23 protein-coding genes and 1 tRNA gene are annotated in these 21562 nt (G+C 67.5%); 8 read left to right on the top strand and 16 right to left on the bottom strand.

What is annotated here, in order from left to right; genetic code table 11:
- Position 1: 1 nt before the first annotated feature.
- Positions 2-472 carry a response regulator gene (locus FQU96_RS37350; protein ID WP_146546505.1) on the bottom strand — a complete coding sequence of 157 codons (471 nt, stop codon included), beginning with the start codon at positions 470-472 and terminating at the stop codon, positions 2-4.
- A 203-nt stretch (positions 473-675) separates the two neighbouring features.
- Here FQU96_RS37350 and FQU96_RS37345 point away from each other — a divergent pair.
- A tRNA-Phe gene (locus tag FQU96_RS37345) sits at positions 676-751 on the top strand.
- A gap of 188 nt (positions 752-939) precedes the next feature.
- Positions 940-2043 carry an amidohydrolase family protein gene (locus tag FQU96_RS37340; protein ID WP_146546504.1) on the top strand — a complete coding sequence of 368 codons (1104 nt, stop codon included), beginning with the start codon at positions 940-942 and terminating at the stop codon, positions 2041-2043.
- Positions 2044-2083: 40 nt separating this feature from the next.
- Here FQU96_RS37340 and FQU96_RS37335 read toward each other — a convergent pair whose 3' ends face one another.
- From FQU96_RS37335 to FQU96_RS37285, 11 genes are all read right to left on the bottom strand, one after another.
- The gene (locus tag FQU96_RS37335; RefSeq protein WP_146546503.1) at positions 2084-2278 is read right to left on the bottom strand and encodes a DNA gyrase inhibitor YacG; all 195 of its coding nucleotides are present in this window, start codon (positions 2276-2278) and stop codon (positions 2084-2086) included.
- Entirely contained in the window at positions 2275-3504 is a 1230-nt protein-coding gene (locus FQU96_RS37330) for a ribonuclease E/G (RefSeq protein ID WP_146546502.1), read from the bottom strand. The genes FQU96_RS37335 and FQU96_RS37330 overlap by 4 nt, the downstream gene beginning before the upstream one ends.
- Positions 3501-4100 carry a nucleoside triphosphate pyrophosphatase gene (locus FQU96_RS37325; RefSeq protein ID WP_146546501.1) on the bottom strand — a complete coding sequence of 200 codons (600 nt, stop codon included), beginning with the start codon at positions 4098-4100 and terminating at the stop codon, positions 3501-3503. The genes FQU96_RS37330 and FQU96_RS37325 overlap by 4 nt, the downstream gene beginning before the upstream one ends.
- Before the next feature lie 126 nt (positions 4101-4226).
- Positions 4227-4676, bottom strand: a complete 450-nt coding sequence (locus FQU96_RS37320; RefSeq protein WP_146546500.1) for a low molecular weight phosphatase family protein — start codon at positions 4674-4676, stop codon at positions 4227-4229.
- A 9-nt stretch (positions 4677-4685) separates the two neighbouring features.
- The gene (locus FQU96_RS37315; RefSeq protein ID WP_146546499.1) at positions 4686-5162 is read right to left on the bottom strand and encodes a UPF0262 family protein; all 477 of its coding nucleotides are present in this window, start codon (positions 5160-5162) and stop codon (positions 4686-4688) included.
- A gap of 2 nt (positions 5163-5164) precedes the next feature.
- Positions 5165-6505 (bottom strand): histidinol dehydrogenase, encoded by a 1341-nt coding sequence (gene hisD / locus FQU96_RS37310; protein WP_370461639.1) that lies wholly within the window; start codon positions 6503-6505, stop codon positions 5165-5167.
- Positions 6502-7218: an ATP phosphoribosyltransferase gene (gene hisG / locus FQU96_RS37305; protein WP_218575023.1), complete on the bottom strand. Its 717-nt coding sequence runs from the start codon at positions 7216-7218 to the stop codon at positions 6502-6504. The genes hisD and hisG overlap by 4 nt, the downstream gene beginning before the upstream one ends.
- Before the next feature lie 54 nt (positions 7219-7272).
- Positions 7273-7728, bottom strand: a complete 456-nt coding sequence (locus FQU96_RS37300) for a DUF2948 family protein (protein ID WP_146546498.1) — start codon at positions 7726-7728, stop codon at positions 7273-7275.
- Between the two features lie 11 nt (positions 7729-7739).
- On the bottom strand, positions 7740-9023 hold the full coding sequence (gene murA, locus FQU96_RS37295) for a UDP-N-acetylglucosamine 1-carboxyvinyltransferase (RefSeq protein ID WP_146546497.1): 1284 nt from the start codon (positions 9021-9023) through the stop codon (positions 7740-7742).
- A gap of 10 nt (positions 9024-9033) precedes the next feature.
- The gene (gene dcd / locus FQU96_RS37290) at positions 9034-9588 is read right to left on the bottom strand and encodes a dCTP deaminase (RefSeq protein WP_146546496.1); all 555 of its coding nucleotides are present in this window, start codon (positions 9586-9588) and stop codon (positions 9034-9036) included.
- Between the two features lie 76 nt (positions 9589-9664).
- A complete protein-coding gene (locus FQU96_RS37285; RefSeq protein ID WP_146546495.1) occupies positions 9665-9847 on the bottom strand; it encodes a hypothetical protein in 183 nt (60 codons plus the stop codon).
- Between the two features lie 65 nt (positions 9848-9912).
- Here FQU96_RS37285 and FQU96_RS37280 point away from each other — a divergent pair, with 65 nt between their 5' ends.
- The gene (locus FQU96_RS37280) at positions 9913-10815 is read left to right on the top strand and encodes a haloalkane dehalogenase (RefSeq protein ID WP_146546494.1); all 903 of its coding nucleotides are present in this window, start codon (positions 9913-9915) and stop codon (positions 10813-10815) included.
- 80 nt (positions 10816-10895) lie between these two features.
- Here FQU96_RS37280 and coaA read toward each other — a convergent pair whose 3' ends face one another.
- On the bottom strand, positions 10896-11906 hold the full coding sequence (coaA, locus tag FQU96_RS37275) for a type I pantothenate kinase (protein WP_146546493.1): 1011 nt from the start codon (positions 11904-11906) through the stop codon (positions 10896-10898).
- A 125-nt stretch (positions 11907-12031) separates the two neighbouring features.
- Between coaA and FQU96_RS37270 the strand changes: the two genes are divergently transcribed.
- Together FQU96_RS37270 and FQU96_RS37265 are read left to right on the top strand one after the other, a co-directional pair.
- Positions 12032-13162, top strand: coding sequence for an FUSC family protein (locus tag FQU96_RS37270; RefSeq protein ID WP_146546492.1), 1131 nt, complete (start codon positions 12032-12034; stop codon positions 13160-13162).
- Positions 13163-13239: 77 nt separating this feature from the next.
- On the top strand, positions 13240-14343 hold the full coding sequence (locus tag FQU96_RS37265) for an FUSC family protein (protein ID WP_178131022.1): 1104 nt from the start codon (positions 13240-13242) through the stop codon (positions 14341-14343).
- On the opposite strand, the gene pcaG is transcribed toward FQU96_RS37265, so the two are convergent.
- Entirely contained in the window at positions 14340-14915 is a 576-nt protein-coding gene (pcaG, locus tag FQU96_RS37260) for a protocatechuate 3,4-dioxygenase subunit alpha (RefSeq protein WP_146546490.1), read from the bottom strand. The two genes, FQU96_RS37265 and pcaG, sit on opposite strands and share 4 nt — an antisense overlap.
- 1 nt (position 14916) lies before the next feature.
- Complete coding sequence (pcaH, locus tag FQU96_RS37255; RefSeq protein ID WP_146546489.1) at positions 14917-15618, bottom strand: protocatechuate 3,4-dioxygenase subunit beta; 702 nt, start codon at positions 15616-15618, stop codon at positions 14917-14919.
- 147 nt (positions 15619-15765) lie between these two features.
- Here pcaH and FQU96_RS37250 point away from each other — a divergent pair, with 147 nt between their 5' ends.
- From FQU96_RS37250 to FQU96_RS37240, 3 genes are all read left to right on the top strand, one after another.
- The gene (locus FQU96_RS37250; protein ID WP_146546488.1) at positions 15766-16518 is read left to right on the top strand and encodes an SDR family NAD(P)-dependent oxidoreductase; all 753 of its coding nucleotides are present in this window, start codon (positions 15766-15768) and stop codon (positions 16516-16518) included.
- A 9-nt stretch (positions 16519-16527) separates the two neighbouring features.
- Positions 16528-17406, top strand: coding sequence for an NAD(P)-dependent oxidoreductase (locus FQU96_RS37245; protein ID WP_146546487.1), 879 nt, complete (start codon positions 16528-16530; stop codon positions 17404-17406).
- Positions 17407-17497: 91 nt separating this feature from the next.
- Positions 17498-19549 (top strand): VWA domain-containing protein, encoded by a 2052-nt coding sequence (locus tag FQU96_RS37240; RefSeq protein ID WP_178131020.1) that lies wholly within the window; start codon positions 17498-17500, stop codon positions 19547-19549.
- 125 nt (positions 19550-19674) lie between these two features.
- On the opposite strand, the gene FQU96_RS37235 is transcribed toward FQU96_RS37240, so the two are convergent.
- Entirely contained in the window at positions 19675-21489 is a 1815-nt protein-coding gene (locus tag FQU96_RS37235; protein WP_218575022.1) for an acyclic terpene utilization AtuA family protein, read from the bottom strand.
- Positions 21490-21562 lie beyond the last annotated feature (73 nt).

The following is a 21562-nucleotide window of genomic DNA, read 5'->3' as shown; positions in this document are numbered from 1 at the left end:
TTTAGGTTTGCTGGGTCAGCAATCGCTTGATGTGCACAAGAAGGGTCTCATAGGAATACGGTTTCTCCAGGAACGGCCCGTCGCTGCACACGTCCTCGGCATTCCTGGCCATCTGGTTGATCCCCGAGGTCAGGATTACCCGAACGCCGGGGTGCTTCTCACGGATCCACGTCGCCAAAGCAAAGCCGTTCATATCACCCGGCATGTTGACATCGGAGATCACGATTTCGATCGGCTCACCCGCCTTGAAAACGGCCTGCGCCTCGGCAGCACTTGAGGCTTCCAGCACCCGGTAGCCGCAGTCCCTCAGGTAGTCGGCGACCGGCATGCGCACGAGCACCTCGTCCTCGACGACCAGAACGGTCGACGGACGCTCGGCGCCGTTGCCAGGATGTCCGGAAGACTGGGTATCCGAAGACCCGCCCCTTCCATGCGGTGGCGTTACAGGAACAACCCGCAGCACGGCCCCCATGTCTGTTGCTCCTCCCCACCGGACGGACGCCGTCCGCGACTGCTCTATGACGTAAACTCCTGGGATGCCTGCGGGTTCCCATGGGATGGGACGTCGGGCGCCTCTGGACATGGCATGGGCGGTTGCCTATAAGCGTGCCCGCCAACCGGTGGCCTCGCCACCGTGCCGTGGCCCGGTGCATAGACGATGCCGGCGCTCGACGGGCCCAGGTAGCTCAGTTGGTAGAGCATGCGACTGAAAATCGCAGTGTCGGTGGTTCGATTCCGCCCCTGGGCACCATCGCTCTTTTCGCCCCAGAAACATCGCCCTCCCACGCTGCCGAAGAATGTCGGGAATGGCATTTCGCGTGGCGACGCGGCCTTCCGCCATGGCTGGCCTGCCCGAGGCGCGCTGCCGGCGCCTTTACAAGGCGGCCTGGGGACACGGACACTTTGAGCCAACGAAGCGCAGAGCCGGAGGAAAGTACGATGACCAAGCGGCCGATCTCGGCGGACTCCCATGTCACCGAACCGCCCAACTGCTTCATCGACCACATCGAACCGGCCTTCCGGGACCGCGCGCCGCGCATGGCACGCGACCCGGTGAAGGGCGACATGTATGTCGTTCCCGGCATGACCACGACGATCCCGGTCTCGCTGTCCTCCGGCGCCGGCCGGCCGGCCGAGGAACTGAGCACGATCGGCGCCCGCTTCGAGGAACTGCACCAGGGCGGCTGGGACGCCAAGGCGCGACTGGCCGACCAGGACCGCGATGGCGTCGCCGCCGAGCTGATCTATCCCTCGGTCGGCATGGTCCTCTGCAACCACGAGGATCTCGACTACAAGCGGGCCTGCATGGAGGCCTATAACCGCTGGCTGCAGGGGTTCTGCGAGGGCGCGCCGGGCCGCATCTTCGGGCTGGGCCAGACGGCGGTGCGTACGGTCAAGGAAGGCATCGAGGACCTGCGCAACATCAAGGCCATGGGCTTCAAGGGCGCCATGCTGCCGGGTTTCCCCGGCGAGGAAGACTATGACAGCCGCATCTACGACCCGTTCTGGGAGGCCGCCGTCGATCTGGGCCTGCCGCTGTCGTTCCACATCCTGACGTCGAAGACCGACGGCCTCGCCAAGCCGCGCGGCCCCAAGATCAACGCCTTCCTGTCGATCATCCGCGGCAACCAGGACATCCTGGGGATGCTGGTCTTCGCCGGCGTCTTCATGCGCCACCCCAAGCTCAAGGTGGTCTGCGCCGAGGCCGATGCCGGCTGGGCCCCTCACTACATGTATCGCATGGACCATGCGTACAAACGGCACCGGCACTGGCTGAAGGGCAACGAGCTGGAGAAGATGCCCAGCGACTATTTCCGCGAGAACATCTTCATGACGTTCCAGGACGACTTCACGGCGTTCCAGTTCGCCAACCACGTCAACCACGAGCGCCTGATGTGGGCCAGCGACTTCCCGCACAGCGACTCGACCTGGCCCGACAGCCAGAAGGTGATCGCCGAGCAGACCAGCCACCTCTCGGCCGACGTGCGCGACCGCATCCTCTACGACAACGTCGCGGAGCTGTACGGGATTTCGGTGCAGTAGCCATATCCCTTCTCTCCGCGCCGGCGGGGAGAGGGACTTTTCAGCCCTTGTCGTCGTCGCTGTCGCCCGGCCGTTCGTCGGTGGGCACGCGATAGCTTTCCTTCAGCCAGCGGCCCAGATCGATATCGCCGCAGCGCTTGGAACAGAACGGGCGGTGCGCCGGTTCGGCCGGCTTGCCGCAGATCGGGCACTTCGCGTTGCGCCCGACGACCCGCAAGGGTGGCCGATCGCTCAACCGTCCCTCCCGGCGCCGTCACGCGCATCGAGCGCCGCGGCGTGCGCCTCGTTGACCCGCTCGAAAGCCTCGATGGCCTGCGCCAGAGTCGGCCCGCGCCGCGCCCGCGTGAGCTCCATCAGGCCCAGCCGCGTCATGCCGACCACCTGGGTCGGTATCGGGTCGTCGGCCACGCGATCGGCCAGCAGGGCCTGTACGCGCGCACGCTCGGCCGGCGCGCGCATGTCGATGAAATCGACCACGACGATGCCGCCGATGTTGCGCAGCCGCAATTGACGCGCGATCTCCTCGGCGGCATCGAGATTGACATCCAGCGGCGTGCGCGGCCCCTGCCCCTGACGCATCCCGGCCGAACCGCTGTCGACGTCGATGGCGCACAGCGTGCGGCCGGGCTCAAACAGGACCTCGACGCCCGACGGCAGCACCACGTGCGGCTGCAATGCGGCCTCGATCTGGCCGGCAACATCATGGGTATCCAGAACGTCGCCGTTGGCGATCGTCACCCGCAGCTCGGCGCGATCCTCGAACAGGTCGAGCGTGCGGCGCACCTGCAGGGCCAATGTCCGATCATCGAGCGCGATCTCCGCCAGGCTGCCGCCGCGGTCGCGCACGGCCTTGAGCAGCGGGTGCGGCTCGGCCACCAGCACCACCGGCGGCCGCTGCGCCAGGGCCCGCGTGCGCAACCCCTCCCAGCGCACCAGCAGCGCCTGGCCTTCGCTCACGATCGTCTCGCGGATCGCGCCGGAAGCGGCCGTGCGCACCACCCAGCCGCCCTCCTCGGCGCCCACTTCCGCCACCGCCGCCAGCAGCCGCTCGCGGGCCGCGTCGTCGAGCACGCGGCGCGAGAGCTGCGTGCCGTCGGCGTAGGGATGGAACACCAGGTAGCGGCCGACCAGGCCGATATTCATCGTCAGCCGTGCGCCCTTGTCGTCGAGCGCATCGCGCGTGACCTGCACCAGGATCGGCAGCCCGGCCTGCGGCCGCTCGCCGTCGAAGCCGACCATGTCGGCGCGCCGCAGGAAGCCGGCCCGCGCCGCGCCGATATCGACGAATGCCGCATCCAGCTCAGGCACGAAGCGTTCGATGCGGCCCAGCACCAATGCCCCGGTCAGGTCGACGCGATCCTTGGTCGCCACCGCAACTTCGACCAGTCGTCCACCCGACAGCGACGCCAGCAGCGTGGCGCCCGGGGTTTCATGGCAGACCAGGCGATCGATGCTGGTCATGGCGTTGCCTCGCGCCACCACCCGGCGCCCTTCAGGAGGTTGACCGTCTCGTGCAGCGGCAGGCCCACGACATTGCTATACGAGCCCGACAGAAACGCCACGAACGCCGCGGCCCGGCCCTGGATGGCATAGCCGCCCGCCTTGCCGTTCCACTCGCCGCTCTCGATATAGGCATCGATTTCGGCCGCGCTCAGGCGCTTGAAGCGCACGACGCTGGCGACCAGGGCGTCCCGTCGCACATTGCCCGGGCCCATCACGCAGACGCCGCCCAGCACACGATGCCGCCGGCCCGACAGCAGTTCCAGGCAGCGCCGTGCTTCGGCTTCGGTACCGGCTTTCGGCAGGATGCGCCGGCCGCAGGCGACCACGGTGTCGGCACCGAGCACGATCTTGCCGGCATGGCGCGCGAACACCGCCGCCGCCTTGGCGCCCGCCAGTCGCTGCGCATGGTCCGTGGGCAGCTCGCGGCCCAATGGCGCTTCATCGAGATCGGCGGCGTCGACGGCATGCGGCTCCACACCGACCTGGCGCAGCAGTTCCAGGCGTCGCGGCGAAGCCGATGCCAGCACAAACGGATGGGCGGTCACTGTCGGCACGAGGGGTATGGCTACATGGATGGAACCGCCGGTTCAGCACCGCGGTCGCGTCAACATCACATTGGAAATTCAATGGGTGGCGAACATGGCGCCCGACATCGTTGAAGTCAAGGCGACCGGCCGGAATCAGACCTCGACGGCGCCGCTGGCGCCGAAGCGCTGACGCATGCGCTGGGACAGCATTTCGCGCACCTGCCGGTAGGCCTCCAGCCGGCGATTCCTGTCGTCCTCGCCTGTCGCGCTGGGATCGGGCGTCGGCCAGTACTCGACCGTTGTGGCGGCATCGCGCGTCAGTTCCAGTGCCGCATGATGCGCTTCGGGCGACAGGCTGATGATCACCTCGAACTCCGACGGGTCGATCTGCTCCAGCGTCTTGACGTGATGGCGGTGCAGATCGACGCCGACTTCATCAAGCACCGATACGGCGAAACCGTCGAGGTCGCCGGCCCGCACACCGGCTGAATCGAAATAGGCGCGCCGACCGTAGAGTCGTTTGGCCAACGCTTCGGCCATCGGCGAGCGTACGGAATTCAACGTGCAGGCGAACAGCACGCTCGACGGCAGTTCGCCTATCATGGCCCGCCGTCACGCACGCGCAAGCAGCGCACAGATCAGCGTAAAGAGCCGGCGCGCGGTGTCGAAATCAACCTCGATCTTGCCGGACAGCCGCTCGCGCAACACCTCGGAGCCTTCGTTGTGCAGCCCGCGGCGCCCCATGTCGAGCGCCTCGATCTGGGCCGGGCTGAGCTTCTTGATCGCCGCGTAGTAGCTTTCGCAGATCATGAAGTAGTCCTTCACGACCTTGCGAAACGGCGTCAGCGACAACACGATGTCGCGCAGCTTGCGCCCGCCTTCGTGACGGACGTCGAACAGCAGCCGGCTGTCCTGGATGGCCAGATGCAGACGATAGGGACCCTCGGCCCCGCTCAGACTGAAGCTGTTCTCTTCCAGCAGGTCGAAAATCGCCACCTGGCGCTCATGCTCGGCCTCGGGTGAGCGGGCCGCCATCGTGCCCTCGTCGAGCAGGATGTCGATGACGCGATCCCGGCGGGCGCCCGACATGGTTAGCGCGTCTGATTGGTACGGATGGCGACGGAGCGGGCATGCGCCGGCAGGCCCTCGGCGGTCGCCAAGGTCACCGCCGCCGGGCCCAGATGCGCCAGGGACGCGGCATCGCACGACACGATCGATGTGCGCTTCAGGAAGTCGCTGACACCCAGGCCCGACGAGAAGCGCGCCGTGCGCGACGTCGGCAGCACGTGGTTGGTGCCGGCGACGTAGTCGCCGACCGCTTCCGGCGTATGGCGGCCGACGAAGATCGCGCCGGCATGGCGGATGCGGCGCAACAGGGTTTCCGCCGGCCCCGGCTCCAGGCACAGCTCGACATGCTCGGCGGCGATGCGGTCGATGATGGGCGCGGCATCGACCAGCGACGGCACCAGGATCACCGCGCCGTTGTTGCGCCAGCTCAGCGCCGCCCGTTCGGCCGTGTCCAGCTGCTTCAGTTCGCCCACCACGGCCCGGCACACGGCGTCGGCGAACGCTGCATCGTCGCAGACCAGGATCGACTGGGCCGCTTCGTCATGTTCGGCCTGCGACAGCAGGTCGGCCGCGATCCACGACGGATCGTTATCGGCGTCGGCCACCACCAGGATTTCCGAGGGACCGGCGATCAGGTCGATGCCGACCTTGCCGAACACCAGCCGCTTGGCCGCGGCGACATAGGCATTCCCCGGCCCGACGATCTTGTCGACCGGCGCGATGCTCGCCGTGCCGTAGGCCAGCGCCGCCACCGCCTGGGCGCCACCGACGCGATAGATCTCGTCGACGCCGGCCACGCGCGCGGCGCACATCACCAGCGGGTTCAGCACACCGCCCGGCGTCGGCACCACCATGGCAAGGCGGCGCACGCCGGCCGCCTTGGCCGGCACGGCGTTCATCAGCACCGACGACGGATAGGCCGCCTTGCCGCCCGGCACGTAGAGGCCGACGGCATCCAGCGCCGTGAACCGCGCGCCCAGCCGCACGCCGGCGGCGTCGGTGAACTCGATGTCGGCCGGCAGCAGCTTGCGATGGTAGGCATCGATGCGCGCCGCCGCGAATTCGATCGCCGCCCGCTCCTGGCCCGACACCTGTGCCATCGCCTGGTCGATCGCGGCATCAGCCAGCCGCAACGTGTCGGCCGTCACCGAAATGCGATCGAACCGGTTGGTGTACTCGACGACCGCCGCATCGCCGCGACGGCGCACATCGGCCACAATATCGCGCACGACACCATCGACGTCGGCGCCGCTGTCGCGATCCTTGGCCAGGAACGCCGCGAAGGCAGTCTCGAAATCCGCCGCCCTGGCGTCGAGGCGCAGTGGTCCTGTGCCAGTCGATCCCATGTCACTCGGCATCGTCATGCCGCATCGGCGATGGCGTTGCGCGCCGCGGCGCGGAATCGCTCGATCCAGGCGCCGACCACTTCCGGCCGCGTCTTGAGCGCCGCCCGGTTGACGATGAAGCGCGACGAGACCTCGGCGATGCGCTCGATCTCCTTCAGGCCGTTTTCCGTCAGCGTGCGGCCGCTGGAGACCAGATCGACGATGCGATGGCACAGGCCCAGGGTCGGCGCCAGTTCCATGGCGCCGTTGAGCTTGATGCATTCGGCCTGGACGCCGCGGGCCGCGAAGTGGCGCTTGGTCAGCTCGGGGTACTTGGTGGCGATGCGGATATGGCTCCAACGTGCCGGGTCGTCGCTCGCGGCAAGATCGGCCGGTTCCGCCACCGACAGTCGGCAGCGCCCGATGCCGAGGTCGACCGGGGCATAGATCTCGCTGAAGTCGAACTCCAGCAGCACGTCGCTGCCGCAGATGCCCAGGTGCGCCGCGCCGAAGGCGACGAACGTGGCGACGTCGAAGGACCGCACGCGGATGATGTCGATGTCGGGCCGATTGGTCGCGAACCGCAGGGCGCGGGCGTTCTCGTCGTAGAACGACGGCTCCGGGTCGATCCCGGCGGCATGCAGCACCGGTGCGGACTCGGCCAGAATCCGGCCCTTGGGGAGGGCCAAAATCAGCTTGTCGCTGGCGCTATCGGTCCTGGGGGCGTCGCCGCCTCCCGCCACGTCGTTCACGGCACGTACTCCGGGAGAAAGGCTCCGGCAGGGTGGGCCGGTCGCCTACCACACTCAGCGGGCCGCGTCGATATCGGCGCCGGGGTGCGAGGGCCGCCACCTGGTGGGCCAGGGTTCACCCAAATCCTCCAAGTGGCACAACAACTTAGGGGATTCGATGCGCACCGTGCGATGGGCGGCAAAGCGCAGCAGCACCACCGTCTTGTCAGCCTCCGCCGCCTCGACCGCGACCGACAGCAGCCCCAGGATGCGGTCCGGTTCGCCCAGCGGCATGTCGACGTGGCGCACGGCGCTCACCTCGTGGAACACCAGGGCGCTGTGGGTACGCGACCACGACCCGTCGGCGTCTTCCGGCGCCTCCCAGCGGAACCGGTTGGCCACCAGCACCAGCCGCTTTTCGCTGGCGAACCAGCCGATGTCCTTGATGGCCACCAGCGCATCCTGCATGGCGGCGGAGATCACCTGCAGGTCATCGCCGTCGAAGGCGCTCAGCTTGAGCTTGTCTGCCATGGCGTTCCGTTTCAGCCCTTCACCCGCTCGATGTCGGCGCCGCACGCCGCCAACTTTTCCTCAAGACGCTCATAGCCGCGATCGAGATGGTAGACCCGGTGCAGCGTCGTGTCGCCCTTGGCCGCCAGCGCCGCGATGGCCAGCGACACCGACGCGCGCAGGTCGGTCGCCATCACCTCGGCGCCGCGCAGCTCCCTGACGCCGCGCACCATGGCCGAGGCGCCATGGATATTGATATTGGCACCCATGCGCATCAGTTCCGGCACGTGCATGAAGCGGTTCTCGAAGATCGTCTCGGTGATCATGGCCGCACCCTCGGCCCGGCACATCAGTGCCATCATCTGCGCCTGCAGGTCGGTCGGGAAACCGGGATAGGGTTCCGTCATCACGTCGACGCCATGCAGCGCCCCATTGCGGCGCGACACGCGAAAGCCGGCGTTGGTCGGCGTGCATTCGACGCCGGCCCCACGCAAGGTATCGATCGTCGACTCCAGCAGATCGATGCGGCCGCCGACCAGTTCGACGTCGCCCGCCGTCACCGCCACCGCCATGGCGAAGGTACCGGTCTCGATGCGGTCAGGGATCACCGCGTGCGTGGCGGCATGCAGCCGCTCCACGCCGTCGATACGCAGCGTCTCGGTGCCGACGCCGTGGATCTGCGCCCCCATCGCGATCAGGCAATGCGCCAGATCGGTGATCTCGGGTTCACGGGCGGCGTTGTCGAGCACCGTCGTGCCGCGCGCGATGGCAGCCGCCATCATCAGGTTCTCGGTGGCACCCACCGATACCTTGGGAAATACATACTTGGCGCCGCGCAGCCCTTGCGGCGCCGTGGCGACCATGTAGCCACCGTCGAGTTCGATCTTGGCGCCCAGCGCCTGCAGGCCGGCGATGTGCAGGTCGACCGGCCGCGTGCCGATGGCGCAGCCGCCCGGCAGCGATACGCGCGCCTGGCCGCAGCGCGCCAGCAGCGGCCCCAGCACCAGCACCGAGGCGCGCATCTTGCGCACGATGTCGTAAGGCGCCGTGGTCGAGGTGATCTCGGCCGCCTTCAAGGTCAGGGTCTTGGCGTGGCGGTGGCCGTTCTCGCCGGCCGCCGACGACACCTCGACACCGTGCTGCTGCAGCAGCGCGATCATGGTGCTGATGTCGGCCAGCCGCGGCACGTTGTTCAGGACCAGCGGCTGGTCGCTCAGCAAGGCGGCTGCCATCAGGGGCAGCGACGCATTCTTCGATCCGGAGATCTGGATGGCGCCCTGCAACGAGACGCCACCCCGCACGCGAATACGATCCATTGCCGGCCCCTCAGATCCGCGGCAGCGTCACGCCACGCTGCCCCTGGTACTTGCCGGCCTTGTCCCGGTACGACGTTTCGCAGGGCTGGTCGCCTTGCAGGAAGAGAAACTGACAGGCGCCTTCGTTGGCGTAGATCTTGGCCGGCAACGGCGTGGTGTTGGAGAACTCCAGAGTCACGTGACCTTCCCACTCCGGTTCCAGGGGGGTGACATTGACGATGATGCCGCAACGCGCGTAGGTCGACTTACCGACGCAGATCACCAGCACATCGCGCGGGATGCGGAAATACTCGACCGTGCTCGCCAGCGCAAAGCTGTTGGGCGGAATGATGCACACGTCGGTCTGGCGATCGACGAAGCTGTTGGCACTGAATTCCTTGGGATCGACCACGGCGCTGTTGACGTTGGTGAAGATCTTGAACTGGTCGCCCACGCGCGCATCGTAGCCATAGGACGAGACGCCGTAGGAAATGACGCCTTCGCGCTTCTGGGCGTCCACGTAGGGCTCGATCATGCCCTGTTCGAGCGCCATCTTGCGGATCCAGCGATCCGACATGATCGCCATGCCACACCTCATGGGCGCCGCGTGAGGGGGTAAGGTGGCGGCGCGCCGCCGGTTGTAACCCTGCCGTCAGCAGGGCTCAACCGCCTCCCTCGCTCTTCGGCGGCTTGTCCCCGCTTTCCGACACCGGCGTGCCTGCCTTGGCCCGCGCCTGCTCTTTGCGCCGGCGCAGATTGTCGCGCAGCGCCTGGGCCAGGCGCGCATCGCGCTCGCTGCGTCCGGCCGCTTGATCGGGCGGCTGCGGCTTGCCTTTGTCCTGCATAACAGATTGACTTGTAAGGCTTTTTCAGCAGGCTTCAAGCCTGCCGTTTAGTCTCGGAGACGCCCTTGTCCACCCTGCGCACCCCCGACGACCGCTTCGCCGACCTGCCCGGCTTCGCCTACGCCCCGCGTTATGTGGACGATCTCGGCGATCCTTTCACCGGACTGCGTTTGCACTATCTCGACGAGGGCCCGCCTGGCGCGCCGACTACGTTCCTGTGCCTGCACGGACAGCCGACGTGGAGCTACCTGTACCGGCACATGATTCCGGTGTTCACCGCGGCCGGCCATCGTGTCGTGGCGCCGGACCTCATCGGCTTCGGCCGCTCCGACAAGCCGACCGATGAGACCGTCTACACCTTTACGTTCCACCGCACGGTCCTGCTGCGCCTCATCGAACGCTTGGACCTGCGCAACATCTGCCTGGTGTGCCAGGACTGGGGTGGCCTGCTGGGTCTGACCCTGCCGATGGACCAGCCCGACCGCTTCACGCGGCTGCTGGTGATGAACACCATGCTGGCCACCGGCGACGCGCCGCTGGGCGAAGCCTTCCTGGCCTGGCGCGCCTTCAACAACCGGTCGCCGGACATGGCGATCGGCGACCTGCTCAAGCGCGCCTGTCCGCATCTGAGCGCGGCCGAGGCCGCCGCCTACGACGCGCCCTTCCCCGACGCCCGATACAAGGCCGGTGTACGCCGCTTCCCCAACCTCGTCTGCGACCGCCCTGACGCTGACGGCGCCGCGTTGTCGCGCCGGGCGCGCGACTGGTGGCGCCACGACTGGCGCGGCCAAAGCTTCATGGCGGTGGGCATGAAGGACCCGGTTCTCGGGCCACCCGTGATGGCCGACCTGCGCGCCCATATCCGCAACTGCCCGCCGCCGTTCGAAGTCGCCGACGGCGGCCACTTCGTGCAGGAATGGGGCGCACCGATCGCTCAGGCGGCGCTGGAGGCGTTCAGTCTGAACTAACCCGTCATCCCGGGATCTCCTCGTAATGGCGCACTGCGTCGCTCGCAGGAGATCCCTCGCTGCGCTCGGGATGACAGCACTTACAACTTCCGCAGCATCACCTCCTCAACCAGGTGACTTTCGCCCTTGCGCAGGATGAGGTCGGCACGCTGGCGGGTGGGCAGGATGTTCTCGCGCAGGTTCACCAGGTTGATGCGGGTCCAGATCGAGGTCGCGGTGGCGACGGCCTCTTCCTCGGTCAGCGAGGCGTATTTGTGGAAGTGCGAACGCGGATCGCGGAACGTGGTCTGGCGCAACGTCATGAAACGGTCGACGTACCAGCGCTGCAGGATCGCTTCGTCGGCATCGACGTAGATCGAGAAGTCAAAGAAGTCCGAGACGAAAGGAATCGCCTTGCCGTCGCGCGGCAGGCGCGCCGGCTGCAGCACGTTCAGGCCTTCGAAGATCAGGATGTCGGGCTGGTCGACCACGACGTGTTCTCCCGGCATCACGTCGTAGAACAGGTGCGAATAGACCGGCGCCGCGACATGGCGCTTGCCCGCCTTCACGTCGTGCAGGAAGCGGCGCATCGTCGGCAGGTCATAGCTTTCGGGAAAGCCCTTGCGCTCCATCAGGCGCTCGCGCTCCAGCACCGACTTGGGGAACAGGAACCCGTCTGTCGTCACCAGGTCGACCTTGGGCATGTCGGGCCAGGCCGCCAGCAGCGCCTGCAGCACGCGGGCCGTCGTCGATTTGCCGACCGCGACGGAGCCCGCGATACCGATGATGTACGGCATCTTGCCGTCGCTGGTGCCCAGGAAACGGCTGCGGCCGTGGAACAGTTCCTGGCTCGCCGCCACATGCAGCGCCAGCAGGCGCGACAGCGGCAGGTAGATGTCGTCGACTTCCGTCAAATCGAGCCGGTCGTTGAGCGAGCGCATTCTGGCGATCTCGCCTGATGTCACCGTATCGGGCGTGTTCTCGCGTAGCGCCGCCCATTCGGTCCTTGAAAAGTGGCGGTAGGGCGATAGCGATTCGCTCTCGGTGTCGTCGGGTGTTGCCGTGGTCGCGGGGCGCACGGCGCGCTTGAGGGCATGGCGCTCTTTGGTCATGCGCCATCCTATGCATAGGCCCACCGCCGGGACCAGTGGTCAGAAGGTTGCCGACGCCCGGACGGCCAGGCGAAATAGATGCGTCAGCGCTCTGCCAGCGCCGGATCGGACAACAGGAGATATCCATGGCAAGCTTTGCCGCATCCTGGCAGCGGATCGCCGACTGGCTCACGCGTCGGCGCGCCGAGCTGCGACTCGCCACGCGCATCACCGTCGCCGGCATCATCACCTTCGCGCTCGCCACCGCGCTGGGGCTCTCCCAGGGCTATTGGGCCGTGCTGACCTCGGTGATCGTCATGCAAGCCAGCGTCGGCGGCTCGCTCAAGGCCACGCTGGACCGGCTGATCGGCACGTTGAGCGGCGGCGCCTACGGCGCTGTCGTCGCCACGCTGATACCGCACACGCAACCCCTTACCGTCGGCCTGGCGCTCGTCGCTGCGCTGGCCCCGCTCGCCGTGTTGTCGGCACTGAGCGCCGCTTTCCGCGTGGCACCGGTCACCGCCATCATCGTGCTGCTGGGCACGACCAGCCAGCACGCCAGCCCGATCGACTCAGCGCTCAGCCGCGTGCTGGAGATCGGGCTGGGCAGCGTCGTCGGGTTGATCGTGGCATTGCTCGTCGTGCCGGCACGGGCACATGGCGTGCTCACGACGGCGGCCGGCCGCGCGTTGGGCCAACTGGCCGATGTCCTACCGGCGCTGCTGGCCGGCCTGACCGGCACCGATAACCGGCAAGCCATCCAGGTGCTGCTGGACAAGATCCGGTCGGCGATGATCCAGCTGGAAACCGCCACCGACGAAGCCCGTCGCGAGCGGCGAAGCCACCTCACCGACGCGCCCGATCCGGAGCCGTTCCTGCGCACTGTGCTGCGCCTGCGCCACGACCTGATCATCATCCACCGCGCCACGGTCGATCCCCTGCCCGAGCCGATCCGCACGCGGCTCGCGCCGGCCCTGGCGCAGGTTTCGAAAACGGCCGCATCATTCCTGCGTGAGACCGGCCTGGCGCTGGCCGATCGCCGCCCGGCGCCCGATCTCGCGCCGGTGGAGGCGGCCATCGGCGCCTACGCCAGCGAAATTCAGGCGCTGCGCCGCGACGGGATGACCCGTGCCCTGCCGGTCGACGACATTGGCCAACTCTACGCGTTCAGCTTCGCGCTGGATCAATTGCGGCAAAACCTCAAGGACATGGCCGGCCGCACGACGGAGTCGGCACAGGCCGTCGGCGCCGCATCCCGTGCGGCAGGCACCGGGTGACGTCATCGCCGGTTCAGTCCAACCTGCAGCCCATGACGCTGGTCTCCGGTCGCCCCGCGGCCGGCTGCGGAGGGTGCATGGACAAAGCCGAGACACCGTGGCGATGGCCCGGCGCCTGGATGGCCCGCCGGCAAGCCGAACTGCGGCTGGCCATCCGCATCACCGTCGCCGGCGTGGTTGCCTTCGCGGTCGCGCATCTCCTGGGCCTGCCGCAAGGCTACTGGGCCGTGTTCACCGCCGTGATCGTCATGCAAACCAGCGTCGGCGGATCCTTGAAGGCAGCCATGGACCAATTGCTCGGCGCGCTGGCTGGTGGCGCCTACGGCGCCGCCGTCGCTTCGGTGATCCCGCATACGCAGATCGCCGCCGTGGGTGTCGCACTGGCCGTCGCTTTGGCACCGCTGGCGTTGCTGGCGGCGCTGCGGGTCAGTTTTCGCGTCGCACCCATCACAGCCATCATCGTACTGCTGGGCTCGACCAGCCTGCACACCAGCCCGATCGAGGCGGCGCTGGAGCGTGCCCTGGAAGTCGCGCTCGGCGGCATCGTGGGGATCGTCGTGTCGCTGCTGGTGATGCCGGCGCGGGCCCATGGCGTACTCGCCGCCGCCGCCGCCCGGACGCTGGAGCGACTCGCCTCGCTGCTGCGCACCCTGCTGGCTGGCCTAACCGAAAAAGCCGACCAGACCGAGATCCAGCAACAACTAGACGGCATCCGAACCGCGCTGAGCCAGGTCGAGGCAGCCCTCGAGGAAGCGCGTCGCGAGCGCCGCAGTCACCTGACCGACGAACCCGACCCCGAGCCTTTCCTGCGGACCCTGCTGCGGCTACGGCACGATCTGGTCATGATCCGACGGACCGCGACCGAACCGATGCCCGCGTCGGTGGCCGTCCGGCTGGCGCCCGCCTTGGCGCATGCCTCCGCGACCGCCAGCAGCTTCATGACAGGCGCGGCCGAGGCCCTGGCCGCGCGGGCGAAGCCACCGTCGCTGGACGACGTCAATGCAGCGTTCGGCCAGTACACCACCGATCTGGTGGCCATGCGTGACGAAGGGCTGATCCGCGCCCTGCCGGTCGAGGCCGTCGGCCGGCTCTATGCGTTCAGCTTCGCGCTGGAGCAACTGCGGCAGAACTTCAAGGACATGGCCGGCCGCACCGAGGAGTCGGCACGGCGGGATGCCTAGCAATCGAAGAACACCGTCTCGTTCGCACCCTGCATGACGATGTCCCAACGGTATTCGGCAGCACCATTGGCGCGTTGCGCCACCAGCGTGGCGCGTCGTGCCGGCTCCTCGATCAGGCTCAGCACAGGATCGGCAGCATTGGCGGTGGCCTCGTCGGCGAAATAGATGCGCGTGTAGAGATGGCGCAGCATGCCGCGCATGAACAGCGCCACCACGATGTGCGGCGCCTGCAGGCTGTTGCCGGGGCCGGGCACGGCGCCCGGCTTGACGGTCACGAACCGGAACGTGCCGTCCTTGTTCGTGGCGATGCGCCCGAAGCCCTTGAAACCGGCATCCCGCGGCTTGTCCTGGGTATCCTCGGCATGTGCGTAGCGGCCGTGCGCGTCAGCCTGCCAGACTTCCAGCATGGCGTCGGGAATCGGCGCCCCATCGGCATCCAGCACGCGGCCGGTGATGGTGATCCGTTCGCCGGCCGTTGCGTCCTTGGCCAGGTCGACCGTGTTGAGCCACGTCAGCCCCATCGAGAAGTATGGACCCACCGTCTGCGACGGCGTCGGCACGAGTTTCGCCATCTCACGCCTCCATCGGCGTGGCGTCGCGGCCGCGCAGCACGATGTCGAAGCGATAGCCCAGCGCAAACACCGGCACCGTGGTCTCGATATCGAAGCTGCAGATCATGCGCTCGCGTGCCGCCGCATCCGTGACGCAGTTGAAGATCGGATCGAGCGGCATCAGCGGATCGCCGGGGAAATACATCTGCGTCACCAGTCGGGTCATGAAGCTCGGACCAAACAGCGAGAAATGCAGGTGCTGCGGCCGCCAGGCGTTGTAGTGGTTGGGCCAGGGATAGGCGCCGGGCTTGATCGTGGTGAACGTATAGCGGCCCTCGTCATCGGTGATGGTGCGGCCGGCGCCGGTGAAATTGGGATCCAGCGGCGCATCGTGCTGATCGTTGTCGTGGCGATAGCGACCGGTAGCATTGCACTGCCAGAGTTCGACCAGCGTGCGCGGCACCGGCCGGCCGTCGCCGTCCAGCACGCGGCCGCCGACGATGATGCGCTCGCCGATCGGCGGCCCGTCGTGACCCTTGGTCAGGTCGTTGTCGTCCGGTCCCACGCGGTCATGGCCGAAGACCGGTCCCGTCACCTCGCCCAGCGTATGCGGCATCAGCACCAGCTTCTTGCCCGGCGCGCGCTTCACCGACGAGGCATAGGCCGGATGAAGATATTCCGGCTGCGTGCCCGGCGTGATTCGTCGATAACCGACCACGTCCATCTGTTCCTCCAAAATGCCCGTGAGCGCACCTAATCGCGTGTGCGGTCAACGGTCAATCCCGCAGGCACGCCCTGCCCGAAAGCGCTTGGCCAGGATCCCGACGGGGCGTCCAATATCCGACCACGGCAAAAACGAAAGGAAGCGCTGATGGACAGGCTCAAGGGCAAGGTGGCTTTCATCACCGGCGCGGCCGGCGGAATCGGACGTGCCATTTGCGCGCGCTATATCGAGGAAGGCGCATCCATCGCAGCCGTCGACATCCTGGCTGACGGCGTGCAGGAGTCCCTCGCGGCGGCGGCGGCCGGCGAGCGCGGCCTGGCGCTCGCCTGCGACATTACCGACGCCGACAGCGTGCGCGCGGCCGTGGCCAAGACGGTGGCGCGGTTCGGCCGGCTGAACGTGCTGTGCAATCTTGCCGGCGGCTCTAGCGCGGCCGATGCCCGTGTCACCGACGCACCGGACGAGGAATTCTGGCGCGTGATCAAGCTCGATCTCTACGGCACGTTCCTGTGCTGCAAGCACGCCATTCCCGAGATGATCAAGGCCGGCGGTGGTTCGGTCATCAACACGTCCTCCATGGTCGCGTTGATGGCGTTGCCGGGGCGCGATTGCTATACCGCCGCCAAGGGCGGCGTCGCGTCCCTCACCCGCTCGATGGCGACCGAGTATGCGGCCGACAAGGTCCGCGTGAATGCCATCGCGCCCGGGCTGGTACTGACGCCCCGCATCGCGCGCCTGCTGGACGATCGACCGGAGCTGCGTGGGTTGGCCGACACGCACCTGCTGGGACCCTGCCAGCCGCTCGACATCGCCGAGATGGCCGTCTACCTGGGCTCCGACGAAGCGCGCGTGACCACGGGACAGGTTCTGTCGGTCGACAGCGGCGTCACCATTCATTGAGAGTGAGTCATGACCATCAAGACAGTCGCCGTCATCGGCGTCGGCGCCATGGGCAATCCCATGGCGCGCCGCATCCATGGCGCGGGCTACGCGCTCACCGTGTGCGACACGAGTGAGAAGGCGCTGGCGCCCTTCGTCGACCTGGGTGTCCGCACGACACGGCGTGCTGCCGATTGCGCCGGCTGTGACGTCGTGATCATTCTGGTCGCGACACCCGATCAGGCGCGCCAGGTGGCACTGGGCGACAACGGCTTGCGCGCCGGATTGTCCGGCACGCCACCGACACTGGTGGTCATGGGCACGGTGGCGCCCGCCACGATGCATGAGTTGCAACGCGAATTGGAGCCGCTCGGAGTCCATGTGGTCGATGCACCGGTCAGCGGCGGCCTGGTCAAGGCACGTGACGGAACGCTGGCGATCATGATGGGTGGCCGTTCGGAGGACATCGACGCGATGCAGCCCCTCATGGCCAGCATGGGCAAGAGTGTGTTTCGCTGCGGCGCCCTGGGCGCCGGCCAGGCGACCAAGATCGTGAACAACGCCATGGGCATCGCCAGCATCATGATCGCAGCCGAAGCCTACCGCATCGGCCTCGACAACGGGCTTCGGCTGGAGGATGCGGTGCCGGTGTTCGAGGCCAGCAGCGGGCGCAACTTCTTCTCGCGCAACGCGCGGGATGCCAGCGAAGCCTATGCCGCCTGGGCCCCGACACGGGATGATTTCAACTCCCTGCAAGCAATCATGCGCAAGGACTTCGACCTGGCGCTGGCGATCGGCGGCGATGCGGCATCGCTGCCCGTCATGCGGGCGTTGCGCGCGATGCTTGACGGCATCGGCCAGGAGACGTTCGAAACCTGGCGCGCGGTGGCGCGCGCCGGCATGCCGTAGGCCCGTCTGTCCATCAGGTTGCCGTCAGCGCGGCGTTCGCATATCACGCGCCTCGCGGCGGTCATCGCGCCGGTCCTTGTCGGAGGGGAAATTGCGTCTGCGCGTCAAAGCCTGGTTGTCCATCGTCGTTGCCGGCCTTGCCGCAACCCTGCCCGCCGGTCCGACGCCAGCCCAGACCACCGCCAGCACCAGCAAGAACACCGGCGCGCCGCGCACCATCATCGTACTGGATGCGTCGGGCAGCATGCTGGCGCCGGTCGGCGGCCGGCCCAAGATCGAGGTCGCGCGCGATGCGCTGGGCGATCTGCTGAAGGGCTGGGATTCCAAGGTCGAGGTCGGGCTGATGGCCTACGGCCATCGGCGCAAGGGCGATTGCGCCGACATCGAAGTGCTGTCGCCCGCCGGCAAGGTCGATGCCAGCCGGCTGATGGGCATCGTCGGCGGCATACACCCCAAAGGCATGACGCCACTCTCGGAAGCGGTGAAGCAGGCGGCGCAGTCGCTGAGCTTCACCGAGCAAGCCGCCACGGTGATCCTGATCAGCGACGGCATCGAGACCTGCAAGGCCGATCCCTGCGCCATGGGCGCCGAGTTGAAGAAGCTCGGCGTGGATTTCCGCACCCATGTCATCGGCTTCGACGTCCAGCGCCGGGACGAAGGTGGCTTGCGCTGCCTCGCCAACGCGACCGGCGGCAAGTACTTCAGCGCCAAGGACGCCGGCGCCCTGCGCGAGGCGCTCAAGGAAGCCGGCCGCGAGGCGGCGGCACCACCGCCGGCACCGACGCCCAACCCCATGGCGGGCGCCCCCAAGGCGCCACTGCCCAAGGCAACGCTGAAGGGGCCGACGTCGGTCACCGCCGGTGACTCTCTCACCGTGGACTGGACCGGTCCCAACGCCAAGGGCGACCACATCGCCTTCGTTCCACCGGGCACCGAGGGCACCAGCGGCAACATGACCGAAACGGCGGCGGGTAATCCGGCGCCGATGCGCGCGCCCGACAAACCCGGTCGCTACGACATCGTCTATGGCAATGCCGAGGGCAAGGTCCTGGCCCGCCAATCCATCGACGTGACGCCGGCAATGGCCACGCTCGAGGCCGTCGAGACAATCACGTTGGGCGGCACGGTCGATGTCGGCTGGACCGGTCCCAACGGCAATGGTGACTTCATCACCGTCGTGCCGCCCGACGCCGGCAAAAGCGTGTACCGTGACTACGCCCACACGCGCGACGGCAACCCGGCCAAGGTCCGCGTTCCCGACAAGGCAGGTACCTACGAGATCCGCTACGTCACCGGTGACTCCGATCAGGTGCTGGCGCGGCGCACCGTGGTGGCTTTGCCGACCCAGGTCGATCTGCAGGCCGTCGACAGCGCACCGGCCGGCAGCCGCATCAAGGTGAAGTGGACCGGCCCCAACAACGCCGGCGATTTCATCACGGTGGTGAAGCCCGGGGATGCCAAGACCGCCTACACGGACTATTTCAATGCCAAGGGCGCCGACTCCGACGAGCAGACCCTGAAGCTGCCGGGGCGGCCCGGCACCTACGAACTGCGCTACGTGACCGGCCAGAGCAACGAGGTCCTGGCCCGCAAGACAATCACGGTTGTCGCCACGGCCGCGACGCTGAGCGCGCCCGATTCGGCGCCGGCCGGCGCCCGCGTGGCGATCCAGTGGACCGGCCCCAACAACGATGGGGATTTCATCACCGTCGTGCGTGCTGACCAGGAGCGGTCCGCGTATGGCGAGTATTTCAACACCAAGAGCACCGAGCCCGACGACGGCAAGCTGATCGTGCCGGCCCGGCCGGGCACGTACGAACTGCGCTATGTCGGCGCCGACAACCAGATCCTGGCCCGACGCGCGATCACGACGACGCCCCTGGAAATCACGTTGGAGGCACCCGACACCGTCCGCGCCGGCAAGTCGTTTGACGTGAAATGGACCGGTCCGCGAATCCCGGGCAACTTCCTGACCGTCGTCACCGCGGACCGCGATCCGGATGCCTACGACGAGACCGCCGCTGTCGACGGTGATGATGAAGTGCAGATCCGTGCGCCGGAGGAGCCCGGCAAATACGAACTGCGCTACGTCGTGCCGTCGACGAAGAAGGTACTCGCCAAGAAGACGATCGTGGTGAAGTAGTATCTTCACCTCTCCCGCAAGCGGGAGAGGTCGACGAGCGCGTAGCGCTCGTCGGGTGAGGGACAACACACGAAGCGCCGCATCCTTGTCCCCTCCCTCCCTCTCCCGCTCGCGGGAGAGGGGATTCACGCAACCTTGACTTCCGCCGCGACCGATGCCGGCACGCGCACCGGCATGTCGAGCAGCATCTGGGCGAAGGCCTTCGCCAGCGGATCGGCCTTGATCGAGGCCATGCCGCCGCCGCCCAGCGCCTCGCGCAGCAGGAAGTTGAAGCCGCCGATGCCGGGCAGGCGCCAGCGCGTGACCTTGCCCTTGATGCGGTGCGCGAACCATTGCGCCACGGCTTCTTCCGTGACCTCGGCGTCCAGGATCGCGGCGTACGCGGGCTTGCGGGCGAAGATGCCAATATTGGCGTTGTCGCCCTTGTCGCCGGAGCGGCCGTAGGCCAGCGCCACCAGCGGCACGGTTTCGCTCGCCGCGTTGGGACCCGCCGATGGCAGCTTCGGCGCCGCCGGTGCCTCGGTCGGCAACAGGCCGGCATGGAAGCCGCCAGCAGGCGCGGCGGGCTCGACTGCAATGCTGCGACCGTCGATGTCGACCGTCACCGGCACCATCGCCTTGGGCACCAGGCAAGAGAACATGCGGATCACCGGTGACGGCGCCACCCGGCCGGCACCGAACGATCCCGACATCCCCACCACGCCGCCGGTCGCCATGGGCGCGATCTCGCGGCCCAGCAGGCTCAACGCTTCCTTCTGGTCGTGGCGCGCCGCGATCTTCACCACCACCTCGCGCGCATCGATCGCACGGCTGTGCGGTCCGTAGGTGTCCTCGCCGCCGATCACCTCGATGCTCACCTCGCGGTAGTCGCCGAGGTTCTTCTCGCGGAACATGCGGCGCGTCTTCTTGACGATCATCTCGGCGCTGTGGCGGCCCTTGGCCACCGCATCGATGCCGCTCAGCATGAAGACCGAGGCGAACTTGTAGCCATCGGGCCACGTCGTCGACACCTTGTAGCTGTCGGTCGGCGGCCGACCCTTCACGCCCGAGATCCGCACCTTGTCCTTGCCGACCTGCTCGTAGCGTGCGTTGGTGAAGTCGCAGGCGACGTCAGGCACCATGTAGGCGCGCGGATCACCGATCTCGTACAGCATCTGCTCGGCGACCGTGGCTGTCGTGATCAGGCCGCCGGTGCCGTCGGGCTTGGACAGCACGAAGCTGCCATCCTCGGACACCTCCGCGATGGGAAAGCCCATGTTGTCGTAGTCCGGCACCAGACGCCAATCGGTGAAATTGCCGCCGTTGCACTGGGCGCCGCATTCCAGGATGTGGCCGGCCAAGGTGCCTGCCGCCAGCCGGTCGAAATCCTCCATCGTCCAGCCGAACGCGTAAATCAGCGGCCCCAAGGTCACGGCGGAGTCGACGCAACGCCCGGTGATCACCACGTCGGCGCCCTCGGCCAGCGCGCGGGCGATGGGAAAGCCGCCGAGATAGGCATTCATGCTGGTGATCTTCGCCGGCAGCGGTGCTGTGCCGTCCATCTCCGTCACGCCGGCATCGCGGAACGTTTGAGCCTGCGGCATCAATTCGTCGCCCAGCACCAGCGCCACTTTCAGTGTGACGCCCGCCTGCTCGCAGGCCTTGAGCACCGCATCGCGGCAGGCCTGCGGGTTCACGCCACCGGCATTGGTGATGACCTTGATCTTTTTGTCGGCGATCTCGCGCGCCAGCGGCGCTATGACGGCGGTCGCGAAATCGGTGGCGTAGCCCGCCTGTGGATTGCGCATCTTCTGCGCCGCCATGATCGACATGGTGACTTCGGCCAGATAGTCGCTGACCAGGTAATCGATGTTGCCATGGCGCACGAGCTGGATGGCCGCCGTCTCCGTGTCGCCCCAGAACCCCGAGCTGCCGCCGATGCGCACCGTCTTCTTCGCCATGCTCATTACCTCCCGAGAAGATCTCCTCTCCCGCTTGCGGGAGAGGAAGGGGCCCATCGTGCCCAGTACGATG

The organism is Reyranella sp. CPCC 100927, assembly GCF_007859315.1.
In the GTDB taxonomy this organism is placed as follows: domain Bacteria; phylum Pseudomonadota; class Alphaproteobacteria; order Reyranellales; family Reyranellaceae; genus Vineibacter.
Note: the sequence above shows the minus strand (reverse complement) of the source record. Positions and strands in the feature narration are given on the sequence as shown.